Here is a 15,318-nt window from a genome sequence, read left to right as displayed (position 1 = left end):
TTTTCATAACATGACCTTGAACCACATCGCTATGATGCATACGCAACGCAGTGCGATTGCCCCCTTTGTAGGAACCCTCATGGACAAAGTATCTCTTCAGCGCGTGCCAGCCGATGCTGCACAGCAGACGTTAATGACCATTCCATTTACGTTAATAAATACCGGCCAATGTCACGCGTCAAGCAGTGAAATTGTGATTGATAGCCTGGTGGTACCTGCTACCAACAACCCGTTGACGCAAAATAAGCCCTTGTACAACCGAGCGCACTATTTTTCGCCCACAGCGCAGAGCTGCGAAACGGTATGGATCAAGTTTTTAGACGTGAGTGTGCCAACGGGTCAATCTGAGGTAAACATGACCACTTTTGCAGGGGGCCATGCGCTAAATACGTGGATAAAAGTGAACCAGTGTGCAGTAAGTGGCGGGGAGCATATTGCTCTTATAAACCCTAATAATAACACCACACAATGGTTTAGCACGGGTAATGCACAGCACATAGAGGCGCAAATTATTATGACCACCGCCTTTGAAACCGATGAATTTGATGTGATGCCGTATGTCGATATTATAGGTCATATCGACCATATTGTAGCGACCTTTCCCAAAGGTGTGATGGGGCAAATAAATCCAAATTATATACCCGACGGCTCAGGGCTGCGATTTAATTTAACCCAAAAAGCCCGCGACAAAGGTCCTGAATTTTGTGCTTATAAGCATGGCGAACAATGGTATACCACAACGTCTGCAATGGCCCTTGATACAGCGAAAAGCAGCATTAGCAATGCCGACATTTTGCAGCCAAACAGTGTTGCCTTATATTTTTACGACGCGATAACGTAGGCGGCTTTCAAATAACCCCGTAGGCGCGGCTTTACGCCGCGCTGTGTTTTCAAATTAACCCCGTAGGCGGGGCTTTATGCCGCGCATGTATTACGCCGCGCATATATTTTTAAAGCGGCTTTCAAAGCGAGATATAAAATCTCGCCTACCAGCAAGGTGTAAATAACCCCGTAGGCGCGGCTTTATGCCGCGCATGTATTACGCTGCGCACGTATTTTCAAAGCGATTTTCAAAGCGAGCTATAAAATCTCGCCTACCAGCAAGGTGCAAATAATCTCGTGGGCGGGGCTTTATGCAGCGCATGTATTACACCGCGCACGTATTCTCAAAGCGACTTTCAAAGCGAGATATAAAATCTCGCCTACCAGCAAGGTGTAAATAACCCCGTAGGCGGGGCTTTATGCCGCGCACGTATTTTTAAAACGATTTTCAAAGCGAAAGATAAAATCTAGGCTACCAGTAAGGTGTAAATAATCCCGTAGGCGCGGCTTTATGCCGCGCCTGTATGACGCCGCGCATGTATTACTTTACGCCGCGCCTATATTACGCCGCACACCCATCTTCTTTTTCATTTTCAAAGACGTTTCTTATGCCAACATCTCAATTACTTGACCTAGCTAAGTTGCCAGCGCCTGATGTGCTTGAACAGCTTGACGCTGAACACCTCCTCACGACCTTAAAAACAACATTAATCAACAATAACCCCGAGCTGGCCAGTGCATTAGCCCTTGAGTCTGATCCACTTACTCAGCTATTAAACGCTTATGCGTATCAAAGCACATTATTACGGGCGCGGGTTAACGATGCTGCTAAATCAAGCTTGTTGGCCAGTGCCACTGGGGCCGATTTAGAACACATAGGTGCCCGCTACAGTGTCTCGCGCTTGGTTGGCGAGGCCGACGAGCGCATGCGCCAACGCATTCAAAAAGCATTCCACAGCTTAAACACCGCAGGTACGCAAGAAAGCTATGAATATCACACCTTGAGCGCTGACCCTCGGGTAAAAGATGTATTTGTTACTAGCCCCAGCCCGTCACACATAGTGATCACCATTTTAAGCAATGAAAACCCCAACGGGCTGCCATCTACTGAATTAATGAGCAAATTAGAAACCACCTTTGGCCTAAAAGCCGGCGATCAAAACTCAGTGTCAGAGGTGTTAAGCGCACAAAAAATACGACCAATTGGTGACCGAGTACAATTATTGCCCGCCAAAACCCGCACCTTTAATTTACACGGCAAAGTTAAGTTAGAGCTGGGGCCTGGTCATGCCCACGTAGAGCAGCAAGTACGTGACAAAGTCGCCACTTATTTAAAAGAACGCGCTGGGCTAGGTAAACATATTAAGCGCTCGGCGCTGTTTGCGGTATTGCACCAAGCAGGGGTCGAAGAGGTTGAGCTTACCAGCCCCGCGCAAAACATTTTAGTCGCAAGCGATGAAGTCGCACTGTGTGATAACGCCCTAGCAGGGCTTGAGTTTGAGGTGCTGATATGAGCGATGCGATAGATGACAGTGACACCCCATTTCAACCGCTACATCAAGGCAGCGCACTGCAAACTCAGTTACAAACCCTAATTGGCCAAGAGCTAACCACCCTTGAACAAGGGGCTGATGTAGTCGCAACGCTTTGGCAGCCTGCGAATTGCCCGTTAGCACTGCTACCTTGGTTGGCGTGGAGCCAAGGTATAAAAGAGTGGGACGAAAGCTGGCCTGAAGCCATTAAGCGCCAATTGGTAGCCGACAGCTACCAGCAGCATCAATATTTAGGGACTCGTTTTGCCATTACCAATGCCTTGGCGCACTTTGATATGGGCGCGCAGATCAGCGAATGGTTTGAGCATCAGCCCATGTCAGAACCCGGCACTTTTCGGGTTGACGTGTATGTGTCGCACCGTGGCATAGATTTACCGCTCATTAAAGAAACCCGCAAGCTTATTGACCGCGCTAAGCGTAAATCGGTTGACTATAACTTGCATATGAACTTGCAAGCCAAACCTGTGGTTGAACTTAACAGCATTCATTGTAGCTCCTCAATGACCACCATTTATCCTTATACTCATTAAAGAATACACCTTATGTCAAATTCTCAATATTGGACCATACTCACGCGCGCTGGCCGTGAGAAAGTATTGGCGGCCATTGCCAATAAGCACACTGTAAAAATCAGTGAATTTGCCGTCGGCGACGGGCAAATAACGCACACCTCTGACGACCTGTCTAACCTCAAGTACCGCAGTCATACCAGCTCTTTAAAGCAATTAACCAACAATAATGCGCTCATAGAAGTGGTTGGCGTTGTACCTGCCACAGAAGGCGGCTTTTACGTTCGTGAAGCGGCTTTTTATACCGACGACGGCCAAGCATTTGCCATTATTAATTACCCAGAAACCTACAAACCAGCAGCGGCCGATAACGCCGCTGCAGAGCTGGGCATAAAAGCCGTGATTGATGTTGTTAATGCCCAAGTTATCAGCGAGAAAATCGATCCGTCTGTGATTTATGCCACCAAAGAGTGGGTGAGCGATCAGGTTGATCACAGCGAACTCAGTGTATTAACCCAAGTCGGCAAAAACTGGACCTTTGATAACGGCACCAGTACCACGGTAAATATAGTCGCTGATAACGCGGGCTTGGCGACCTTAAATGTGTGCTCATTGGATGGAGTAGGTAATGACCAAACCACAGGCCGTGTTTATGTGGGGCAATCATTGCATCATGGTGGCGGCATTGAATACAACGGTGACAATAATCCTGTAACAACGGGGGCAGGTGCTGACTATATCAGTTTATTTAGAAGCGACGGTAGCGGTTTAAATTGGACAGCAAAGAACCATGTTCATAACAATGACTGGGAATTTCGCGGTGCAGTTAAATCGCCTAATTTTATTGAAGCTGGCACCAGCTTAAAAGATAAGTACCTTGGCAAAACCGCCAAAGCGGTAGATACAGCTAAATTAGAAGGCAAAACCAAGGCAGAGGTAATTAGCGAGGCGCGAGCGGGACTTACACACATTGATTATCAGTCGAGTAATTTTTACGACCGCTCATTTCGCTTAACGATACCAGCAAACAGCACTGTGCCATTCCCAGATTTACCCGCGACTGCGTGTGACATTTTAGTCTTCGGCTCTACAGACATGACTGGTACAAGTACTAACTTTGTTGGGCGCTTTACAAAATACGGCAGCACATGGAGTGCCAATAAAATCTACGGCACAACTGATGTTAGTAACCACCCTTCAATTGCAATTGTTAATAATCAACCGGTATTTGAAAACCATCATGGCAGCAGTAGATACCCGTTTGAATATAAATGTTGGATAGCTTGTCAAAGTCACGCAAATGCCAAACCGTTTGAGTTTTTTGCCAATACATACTCTACACAAAATAAGCCAACACCCGCAGATATTAGTGTAAAACTTAACGATTTTGAAACTTCTAAAATTACAACCCATGGTCATGACTTTAAAATTCGCAGCAAGCGCGCTTTAGTCGGTTTTGATGACAGATTAGTCATTAATTACAATTCAGACTGGTCACACGTTGATGCAGGTGGCACGTGGCGTTTTAGAGGCAACATTGAACGCAATTCACACAATAGCGGATATTTAGTTGGTTCGTATAACAATATTGGCCCAAATGAGCGTAAAACTAACCCTATTTATACCATTGGTAGTAACTATCAGCCTAATGAAACTGAACTAAATAATATGTACGGCATTGGGTATGCTCATGGTAACGCAAGTTTTGTCCCCGATGGTGCTGGATGGGGCATGTATGTTGCGGCCGATGGCGATGCCAGAATATTTTTGGATGCATCTCATGGGCGTATTCATACCACTGGAGATGTATATGAAGCTGGCACAAAGCTCAGTGACAAATACCTTGGCAAAGCTGCTAAAGCAGTAGACTCAAGCAAACTCAATGGCGCAATTGATGCCACCGAGCCAACAGCCAATACCATTGTGAAAAGAAATGCGGCTGGGGATTTACAAGCGCGCTTACTCAGAGCAACTTACCCAAACCAAACGACAATGAACGGTGCCATTGCTTTTAGAGTCAATAACCATGCTGATAATTACACCCGTTATTGCTCAAACCCTACTGCCATAGCAGACTGGTTAAAAAGCCCGCTCGATAGCCGTTACCTTGGCAAAGCTGCTAAAGCAGTCGATGCAGCTAAACTCGAAGGCAAAACCAAAGCACAGGTCATTAGCGAAGCGAGAAACGGGCTTGCTCAAGTAAACACCTCACCATCGTTTAAAAATGCCACCTTTGACAATGGCACTAGCACTATAGTGAATATTAATGCCGATGATGCAGGCTTGGCAGCGCTTAATGTGTGTTCTGGGACTGATAATGCTCAAACTACAGGGCGTGTTTATGTGGGGCAATCATTCAGGCATGGTGGCGGCATCGAATACAATGGCGACAATACCCCTGCCACCACAGGGGCAGGTGCTGACTATGTTACGTTATTTAGAAAAAGTGAAGGTCACTTCCATTGGACGGCTAAAAACTTGCATTCAAACAACGACTGGGAATTTCGTGGCGCAGTTGCATCACCTAATTTTATTGAAGCTGGTAAGAGCTTAAAAGATAAGTACCTTGGCAAAACCGCCAAGGCAGTCGATGCGGCAAAATTAGAAGGCAAAACCAAAGCACAGGTGATCAGTGAGGCGCGAGCAGGGTTGATGGCATCAGACGTCGGTGCTGTGCCAGCTAACTATTTAAAAACAGAAAGCACGATTAATGCTAACGAAGTTGACTCACAAGGTGTCACTTTTAAATATCTATACGGTGGAGCCGAAAATAAACCGGCAGGCGTGGACCATGCATTACAAACGTTATCGTATAGTGCTGATTGGTCAACACAGATGGCGAGCGATTGGCGTACGAACCGTTGGTATGTAAGAACACAAAACAGTGGTAACTGGGAGTCGTGGGCTGAAATATATACGAGCAAGCATAAGCCCACACCCGCAGATATTAGCGACAAGCTCGCCCGATTTGAAAGCTCATTGATTGATGTAAATGGTCAAGATTTTAAGATACGTAGCAAGCGTGCCTTGGTGGGTCATGAAACTGAGCTTGCCATTAATCATGCGGCAGACTGGCCCGTAGTCAGGGGGTATGGTACGTGGTCAATTGAGGGGGATTTGAAAGTCAAAGGCGACTTAAAAATGACTGGCTCAGACAGTTATATATGGACGCCTAATACCGCAAATGGCGCCACAGGAATATGGGACACAGTTAACGGCCTCGTTGCATTTAAATACACCAACGGCCAAGGCTTCGACTATGGCGCTGATATTAATATTATCAAAAACAACCCATGGTTAACGCTCGATAGCGCAAGCTCTGGCAGCGCTACAAACGAACAAGCAGCGGGTATCTCACTGGGTGAAAGTGGCCGTCATGATAATGCATCATTACACCTAAGCTATACAGGAGATGGCCGCAGCTATATCGGCATGGGTAACTTAGGCCCAGATAACGTTGCTGATAACTGGGCCATGAAAATGCATCACCAAAACACATGGGTGCAATTTCGCAGCGCATTGTTACTTGGAGATGGCAATACCAATTTATCAAAAGGGGGCGGTAATTCACTAAGGATTAAAACAAACCACGGGTATGTTGATATTGGGCCAAAAAACTCAGGTCATTGTCATTACGCAACAGATAGATCAAGTCATTGGTTTGACAAAAATGTGAACGTTAATGGCGAAATCTACGCGGGCTCAGGTTACAGCAAACGCGTATATCATGAAGGGTATAAACCCAGCGCGGCGGATGTCGGGGCATTTCAGCGGCATTATGGAATTACGCCCGTCGTCAATAAAGATGGTTTTACGACGATTGCAAAAATAGAGGGGTACGGACTTTCTTCAAGTATTAACTTGCAATTAAAAGGCACATCAAACGGTACTGTTGTTAATGTCAATGCGGCTATATTAGTGAATCACCACCAAGACATTGTGATTGATTCATTATGCGGTGGTTACACAACAATTCAGCTAAAAATAATTAGCAACAATAACGAGCAATATTTAATCCAAGCTAAGCTGCTCAGCGGCAACCCACTCTCATTACGCTGCGATGTATTGTCATATACCAATGACAATGTAAGCATAGGCAGTTACGACACCGCAGGCTTTACATATGAGCATGCACATACCGTAAAGCTTTTTGGTCGCCAATTAAGCTCAAGTGGCGCTACCGGCATGCAAATAAATGGGCATGAAGTGGCACACGCGGGCAATATTTCAAGCTATGCAGAAAAGCGCACAGTGAAAGCCAGCGGCACACTCACTGCAAACAGCAAAAACCATTTAACCGCCACCGCCACATTTACATTGCCAGATGTGACAAATCTAAGCGAAGGCACCACGGTCGTTGCATCAAAAGCCATGGCCGTAACACCGACGATTAAAACCCATGGTTCACAAAATGGAAGGTCAGAGCATATCGCCATGATGCGCGGCACAACCATGCTCACAGATACCAGCGTGCTATTTGATAGACACTGCACGCTCACATTTATATTAAATTCAGCAAAAAATTGGGAGATGCAATAGTGAAAAGTGTTAGTGAGTTAGTGAGTGATAATGTGTATTCATTTGAGTATCCTAAGCGAAAGATATTTCCGAATTCAAAATTCATGACGAAAAGCGCTGACGATGGTTGGGCGTATTTTATTGACGTTGAAAACCCAAGCTTCTATTTAAAAATGTCAGCTAGGCAAGTGGTGTATTATACAAATGATGATGAAGTTGTCTGGGCTTTCAATGCACACACTTATAAGCTGAATATGAATATGATTTCAACACCATTTTTTATTGATAATAAAGTAATAGTGGCTATTAATTACGATCAAGGAAATGGAAATGGCATTGATATTAATGCACTTGCTTCGTTTAATAAATCAAATGGAGAAATCATGGAGGGAGCAACGATACCCCAAATTAATGGATCTTTTCCAAACTGGTTTAAGACGTTCGAATACTTCAATAACACTTTAAAAATAGTGACACATAGCAACCACAACAATACAGCGCAGTATTATAAATATGATGTAGATATATCGACACTCTCGTTAAGCAATCAAACGCACAGCAAACTCCAACCGACAGGCATTACGTTATGCAGCGGCCGAGTGCAATATGGCGGATTAAGGGCTGCATCATCTAATCACTCTGGAAGCCCCGCATTTTGTTTGGATTTAATCTTAGATTGCGGCGCGTTGGAATCCTCTAACGTCAGAATACCCATGGTGAACAGTGTAAATTTGCCCCACAGTGGAGGTATGCAAATATCACCGTCTGTTGCGTTAATCGGAAGGATTGATTCAGGAATATTTAACCCTAACTATGGTGGAACGGGCATACAGTATACTGACTGTCTCTACTGGGATTTTGAATCTTTAGAGGGTTTCGTCGCTAACGTTATTCAGCATCACTTGGGGTATGATTATGCAGCTTCTCATTAAAATAAACTCAGGCTTAATAGCGCCACAGCTCCTTGATGATATCAGCACATTTGAAAATCAATCGGTTGTAATAATTGAGAATGAAAGCTATTTATTAAGTAATTATGTTGGCACTAAAACGATACCAAGTGATTACGATGTCAATAAATACATCAACTCACAAAGTACTGAGTTGCCATCAATAGCGCTAACAAACACCACAGTCACCAGTCCCAACGCCCAGCTTATCGGCAACATTTGGTGGTTACCCAAAGATGAGTCATTCACCATTACTGCCAATGCCGAAGGTTTGCCCGATGGCGGTTTAATGGTCATGGTTGAACGAGTCATTAACGCAACACAACCAGTTGATGACATACGTTTTGTGGCGAACATCAAAGACGGCATTGTCACAATGCAGGGCAAGTTTGAGCAATCGGGCAATTATATTATTACTGCCGAGCGTTTAAACGCAGGGCTTGAGCGCATTGGCGCGCCTTTTAGATTGGCGTTTAACACACTGGAGTTTGATGCTTACGTAGACCCTGCAAATTAGGCAGTGTAATGCATGTTTAAATCATCTTTTAGCTTTATAACTGAGTCTTATAACTTAGCGTGCAGTTTTTAACTTCATCGTTCAATTTTATATTTAAATTTCATCTTTTAACATCAGGCGTTTAGTTCGCTGATTCTACCGTTTTACAGGGAGTGGCATGACCACACATATTGATTTACAAACCCTGCCTGAACCCAACATTATTGAATCGTTGTCGTATCAAGACATATTGACTGAGCGTAAAGCGCGCTTTATTGAATATGCTCCTGAATACGCACAAGCATTGGAGCTTGAAAGCGACCCAATTAATGTATGGCTACAGGTAGAGAGTTACCGCGAAGCGCTGTTGCGCCAGCGTATTAACGAAGCGGCGGCGTCTAATTTATTAGCCAAAGCAAAAAATAACGACTTACTGCACTTAGGCGCGTTCTACGGCGTGTCGCGCTTAGACAAAGAGTCTGACGAAGATTACCGTTTGCGTATTCGTGATAACACCATTGCCTCGAGTACCGCTGGCAGTGGCGTGCATTATCGTAAACATGCCCTTAATGCGGCACCCACTGAAATATTAGACGTGTCGGTACAAAGCCTAAAAGACGGCGTGGTTACCGTTACCGTGTTGGGTGAAAAAGATCATGATGTAGACGAGGTAGTGAGCAAGGTAACACAGGCAGTAACCGCCAGTGACGTGAAAATGCTTACCGACACCGTAGAAGTGAATAAAGCTGACTTGAAATACATAGAGGTGGAGGCAGATGTATATTTGCAAGAAAACACCTCAGAGCGGGTATTTAACGAGTTGCAAGCAGCGTTAACACTAGCATGGGAGCAAGAGGCGCGCCTCGGCTGGGACCTAACCCCCAGTTGGCTAAGCGCACAGCTCCACAAAAAAGGGGTACGCGATGTGGTGTTACATAAGCCTGATAAGCGACAAAATATAGATAAAACGCAATGTGCGGCCATGGGGGCGATCACATTAAAACTATGTCAGTGAGGTATTTATGCACGCTATGCACACACCGTTGCCGCCGATCGAAGACGAACGACCCAAGCAGCAACTTTTGCCCCCCAACCATAGTCAGTTACAGCAACAAGCGTTATTAAGCCAACAACATGCGCCCTATGACGACGCCATTGCACAATTAAGTACTTTAAAAGCCGATCCGAACGACGCGCTATTAATGTGGCTGGTGTGGGAATATGGCCTAGAGGCATTATTACCCTATAGCCCCAATTTACGACAAACGTTAAAAGACGGGCTGGCATGGCAGCGCATTCGCGGTACCCCTAAAAGTTTAGAAATGGCGTTGGGCTGGCTCAATTTACCTAATGTGACAATTGAAAACACCGACTCTGGCCGGCATCATTACACCTACCAGCTCGACTTAGGGGAGTTGCCAAAAGGCCGAACCAGTAATGTGACCAAATTGGCGCAACTTTCCGCCCCGGTGAGCGCTAAACTGACGCGTTTATACAATGGGTATGATGTACGCAATCAAACGCTATCAGGGCAAAGAGCGGGGTTTGGGCATATATTGTCAGATCATTCTGGGGTGCTGGTTAAAGAGCATGGCAAAGTGCTCTGCAAAGCCAGTTTTGCCAGTTATAACCGCCAGTCAATTGATGCCTCAGCGCAGCAATTACATTTTGGCCACCAGCGCACACGGGTAAAAACCAGCGACCAATTAGATACCGTACAACCGTGGCGATATTATTTAAGCGGTCGCGTGCCGTCTCGCTTGCCTAACCATATTGTGCGTTACCGTACTTATAGCCAACAAAAGGTGCTAGCTCAGCGCCATTGGGTTGGTACGTGGCAAGGCGGTTGGTTTGGCGATTCACTAGGCCAAGTGAATGGCAACCAAGGCCAGCTTTGTAAAGCGGCCATTGCTCACAGCCAAATACGAAAAGTACGCCCCTTATATTTTGCAGGCGCAAATACAGGCCGTATGAATTTTGGCAGCCTAAACATGACCTCAAAAGTACCTACCTCATAAACCGTAGGCGCGACTTTATGTCGCGCTTGTTAGTATTTAACACCGAATCGGATGGCGCAGCGCATTAAATAATGCGAGGCATAAAGCTCAAACAATGCGAGGTATAAACCTAAGTGATGCGAGGCATGAAGCCTCGCCTACGGGCCGTGGTGTTGCCATAAAAATAGCGGTTATGTGATTAAACGTAGGCGCGACTTCACGTCGCGCTTGTTGGTATTTAACACCGAACCGAATGGCGCAGCGCTCAAATAACGTGAGGTATAAAACCCAAATTAATGCTAGGTATAAAACCTTAATAATGCGAGGCATGAAGCCTCGCCTACGGGCGGTGGCATAGCCGTAAAAATAGCGGTTAGGTGATTAAACGTAGGCGCGACTTTATGTCGCGCTTATTGGTATTTAACACCACACCGGATGGCACCACGCATTAAATAATACGAGGTACAAAACCCAAGTTAATGCGAGGTGTAAAACCTAAATAATGCGAGGCATGAAGCCTCGCCTACGGGCGGTGGTATAGCCATAAATATAGCGGTCAGGTGATTAAACGTAGGCGCGACTTTATGTCGCGCTTATTGGTATTTAACACCACATCGGGTGGCACCACGCATTAAATAATGCGAGGCATAAAACCCAAACAATGCGAGGTATAAAACCTCGCCTACGGGCGGCGGTGTTGCCATAAAAATAGCGGTTGTGTGGTTAAACGTAGGCGCGACTTTATGTCGCGCTTATTGGCATTTAACACCACACCGGATGGCACCACGCATTAAATAATACGAGGCATAAAACCTAAATAATGCGAGGTATAAACCTAAGTAATGCGAGGTATAAACCTAAGTAATGCGAGGTATAAAACCTCGCCTACGGGCGGTGGTGTTGCCATAAAAATAGCGGTTGTGTGATTAAACGTAGGCGCGACTTTACGTCGCGCTTATTGGTATTTAACACCACACCGGATGGCACCACGCATTAAATAATACGAGGTATAAAACCAAATTAATGCGAGGTATAAACCTAAGTGATGCGAGGTATAAAACCTCGCCTACGACAACATTTCTTATTTTCCTTCCCACAGCGGACAGATTTACCTTCTTTAAGGACCCACCAATGACCATTGAAGCCGGATTAACACAGCTACAAGTAGACGTAGCAGAGCTAGCAGATACAAGCCAAAGCTTAGCAAAAAGTGTAACCAGTAGCTTAGCCGAAATTGACGCGGTAAAAGGCGATATTCAAAACACCCATAATTTTGTAGACAGTAACTACCAAGCCATGAATGATTGGCAAACTAAACACGGCACCGTGACGTTTAAAAACCTACAAGGCCAAAATAAACAGGTTAATACGCTATCAAAACTGATTTTAGACAGTGAAAAAATCAACCCCAACCCCCATGTGATGAGTAAAGCCCAATTTGATGCCTTGCGCGAGCTGCGAAAGCAGCAATATGCGGGGAGTGGTTTTGCTGAATGGGGGAAACAGTTTCCCGATTCCGCTACAGCAGTTGACCATATCAACCAAGGATTGTTCACGGATACTGCAAGGGCCAATATCCTAGTTATGGGTGATAGCACTAGTGAATCAATTGGGGATTCACTCTCAGGCTCAGCAATCTCAATTGTAAATGGTGCTGCACATAATATTAAGACTCACGGAGAGTGGTCGAACAATTTTGTAGACAGGTTTGCTATACCATTCCCAGACGCCCCAGACGGGACTAAAACCTACGACTCTGCGACAGGTGTCGTAACGGAGTATGCGAGTGCTGCGGAAGCTTTTAATGAACGCAAAGATACAATACCTATCGTTGGGGCGAATGTAGTTTGGGATGCAGCAACGAACACAGCTACATCACAAACTACAAGTCCACACGGCCTATCTTTTTCTATAGGTAAGCCAACGGGTGTCGTAAAACTCATTGCTGTGGTTGAATCTTCTGGAAATCGCACTATTGAACTCAGGGATGATACAGGTACTCTTGGTAATGCTCCCTTGATAACATCTACAACACTCTCAGCAGGAAAGGTGACTAGTATTGAAATAGAGTATACAGCAACAACGACTGGGGTTTATTTTAGATTACCTTCGTCTCAAGTAGGACAAACGTTAAAACTTCATTCACTTCAAGTTTTAACTTCTACAGAATCCGTCATTACTTCACGTAAAGATTTAGTATTCCTTGAATCTTGGCATGAGAAAATCTCTGATAAAGATGTGGTTTATCCACTGGGCAACGTGCAATACGGTGGTACGACTTTTGATGGAATGACCATGGATTTATCTCCATCAGGGATTGCTCAGGGGTATTCAGCATTTGGAGAATGGGACACTGCTATAAATGGTAGAGGGCATCGGTGGACAACTTTGATAGATTCGGAAAAGAAGAAGTTCATAGATAACCCTGAAAACAACATCTATTACGATTCAGAAGCTGATGAGTTAATTCAGGTAAGGTATCGCATTAGGGTTGTTGAGGGTAAGGGGGATAATTGGGGGAGAGTGACCTCTGCCACATCAAATACTATGCAATATAGCCTTAACGTTAACGACTTTGTAGTGTTTAGAGGTTCGTCTACCAATAGTAGAGATTACTTTATATCTGGTACGGGCAATAGAGTTTTTTATGGTAATACTAGAAATGATGGTGCTGTATCAGGAGAACCTAGTCTCTGGACGGAAGGGCTTGGTGGGGTCATTTATGAAGGCAAGGCAATATCTATAGCCCTTGTGCAACGTATGAACCAAGGTGCTTACCATCCGACTTATAATCCGATGGGTTGTAAAGGTTTTTGGAACTCTAATGGTGCTAGCTCTTGGAGGCATGATTGGTATGTAGATGTAGCTAAAACACCTTCATCTACTGCCGACTGCTTTTCTTCTGGTTCTACCAATGCAGTAGGGGCAACTACACCACCGTTCACAGTAGATGGCATAATAAGGACAGATGGCTCTATAGCTGCTGGTCTGAGCGCCCGCTCAGGCCCATACAAATTTTACGATGCTATCTACGCAGGGCAGGTAGAAGACTTACGCCTCAATGCCAATAAGCTTGATGTGAATCAGTTACGTGAAGAGACGATGCGCAAAGCTGTTGCTGGTGAAATGAGGGGTAAGGGGAAAGTTCCTTTTACTCATCATGTAAGTCGTACACTTTTGGGGTCTGGAGACCACTCAATAAAACTGTATCAATACGATGACTTATTCGCTGCATCGCCTTATGCACTCATGGATATTGTATTGTACGGTATTAAACAAGGGCAAACCATTCGTGTGTATAATGCTGATGATATGTCTAAATATTTCGAAGGTGTTTTCAATAATTTTATTGGTACGAGTTATGCGTACTTCAGCGTAACATATAACAATGGTATGCCTGACAGAGGCACAGGATTGAACCTCATCACAGTTATTGAAACTGAACTATCACCTGAATTCGACTCACTCCCTTGGGTAGATATTGTTGGCGATCCTGAACGAATTGCAGCCACATTCCCAGACGGGGTTGTTGGGCAGTGGAATACTTTTTCTGCTGATAATATAGTAACTTCAGTAAGGTTAAGTAGGAAATCTGAAAATACCTGTCATATTTTGAGACAACTATCCGCCGGAGGTGTTTGGGATACTCCGAGTTGTACCGTTGATCTGGTTGAGAATAAAGCAGTTCATACTAATCCGTTCATAACAACAGGTATCTACTTGATCAGTTATGAATCACGTTCAAACTTCACAGAGTCTTCAACTAACTCTGTCGTCGTAGGTGATGTGGGTGATGTTAGTTATATGGGTTATTACACAACTGACAGGGGTAATAGGCTAGCACCATCACTAACCGGTGATATTATTACTTCTAATAATTTTCCATCTCATGGTCAATGTGCATTAACCGACTTTACTACATTGGCTGATAAAGTTGATTCAGGTTCGCAATCCCCTGTTCATGCACCTTTACGTATTACTACACCAGATAATAATTCACCCGCAGTTAAAGCACTCTCAACCGTCACTGAAAAAGACGGGCTACTGTATTTGCAGCTACACGGTGCTGAATTGAAATATACACCTCGCACAATAGCTGATATGACTGTAATTAATGCAGGCTCTCCTACAGGGGTCATCACGAAAGGTCATGTATATTTGTTTCAAGGATTTGATAACTCATTAATAAATAGGCCGATGATCGCATTAGTAAATAACGCAGGAACCACTTGGAACGCTAATTCTTATAATGGTTTTACCTTAAATGATTTAGGTGAAATTATTACTAACACTGGTACAACGTATTCTACGCTACGGGCGTTCGAGAGCCGTTGGGGCGACGATCAAGTCATTCCTATCGTTAATGGTGAAGATGTTAAAACCGACCTGAACGGTAATACGGTGAAGGTGTTTTGTCATCATACCCAAATACCACTGGGTATTGCCAGTAACTAAGCGGGTTGTTTAAAACAA

Annotated in this window: 9 protein-coding genes; all 9 read left to right on the top strand. The window is 44.7% G+C overall.

What is annotated here, in order from left to right; genetic code table 11:
- The first annotated feature begins 79 nt into the window (after positions 1-79).
- The 9 genes from BGP78_RS01920 (at position 80) to BGP78_RS01875 (ending at position 15,300) form a co-directional block, all read left to right on the top strand.
- Complete coding sequence (locus BGP78_RS01920) at positions 80-841, top strand: hypothetical protein (RefSeq protein WP_119859826.1); 762 nt, start codon at positions 80-82, stop codon at positions 839-841.
- Between the two features lie 589 nt (positions 842-1,430).
- The gene (locus BGP78_RS01915) at positions 1,431-2,336 is read left to right on the top strand and encodes a baseplate J/gp47 family protein (protein ID WP_259386098.1); all 906 of its coding nucleotides are present in this window, start codon (positions 1,431-1,433) and stop codon (positions 2,334-2,336) included.
- On the top strand, positions 2,333-2,905 hold the full coding sequence (locus tag BGP78_RS01910) for a phage tail protein I (RefSeq protein ID WP_119859824.1): 573 nt from the start codon (positions 2,333-2,335) through the stop codon (positions 2,903-2,905). Before BGP78_RS01915 ends, BGP78_RS01910 begins: the two co-directional genes overlap by 4 nt.
- A 12-nt stretch (positions 2,906-2,917) precedes the next feature.
- Positions 2,918-7,423 (top strand): phage tail protein, encoded by a 4,506-nt coding sequence (locus tag BGP78_RS01905; RefSeq protein WP_119859823.1) that lies wholly within the window; start codon positions 2,918-2,920, stop codon positions 7,421-7,423.
- The gene (locus BGP78_RS01900) at positions 7,423-8,334 is read left to right on the top strand and encodes a hypothetical protein (protein WP_119859822.1); all 912 of its coding nucleotides are present in this window, start codon (positions 7,423-7,425) and stop codon (positions 8,332-8,334) included. The genes BGP78_RS01905 and BGP78_RS01900 overlap by 1 nt, the downstream gene beginning before the upstream one ends.
- Positions 8,318-8,869: a hypothetical protein gene (locus BGP78_RS01895; RefSeq protein WP_119859821.1), complete on the top strand. Its 552-nt coding sequence runs from the start codon at positions 8,318-8,320 to the stop codon at positions 8,867-8,869. The genes BGP78_RS01900 and BGP78_RS01895 overlap by 17 nt, the downstream gene beginning before the upstream one ends.
- 157 nt (positions 8,870-9,026) lie before the next feature.
- A complete protein-coding gene (locus BGP78_RS01890) occupies positions 9,027-9,863 on the top strand; it encodes a baseplate J/gp47 family protein (protein WP_119859820.1) in 837 nt (278 codons plus the stop codon).
- Between the two features lie 7 nt (positions 9,864-9,870).
- A complete protein-coding gene (locus BGP78_RS01885) occupies positions 9,871-10,866 on the top strand; it encodes a phage tail protein (protein WP_119859819.1) in 996 nt (331 codons plus the stop codon).
- A 1,110-nt stretch (positions 10,867-11,976) separates the two neighbouring features.
- Complete coding sequence (locus BGP78_RS01875) at positions 11,977-15,300, top strand: hypothetical protein (RefSeq protein ID WP_119859817.1); 3,324 nt, start codon at positions 11,977-11,979, stop codon at positions 15,298-15,300.
- Positions 15,301-15,318 lie beyond the last annotated feature (18 nt).

This window comes from Pseudoalteromonas sp. MSK9-3 (assembly GCF_003590335.1).
Classification (GTDB): domain Bacteria; phylum Pseudomonadota; class Gammaproteobacteria; order Enterobacterales; family Alteromonadaceae; genus Pseudoalteromonas.
This window is presented reverse-complemented; position numbering and strand designations above follow the sequence as displayed.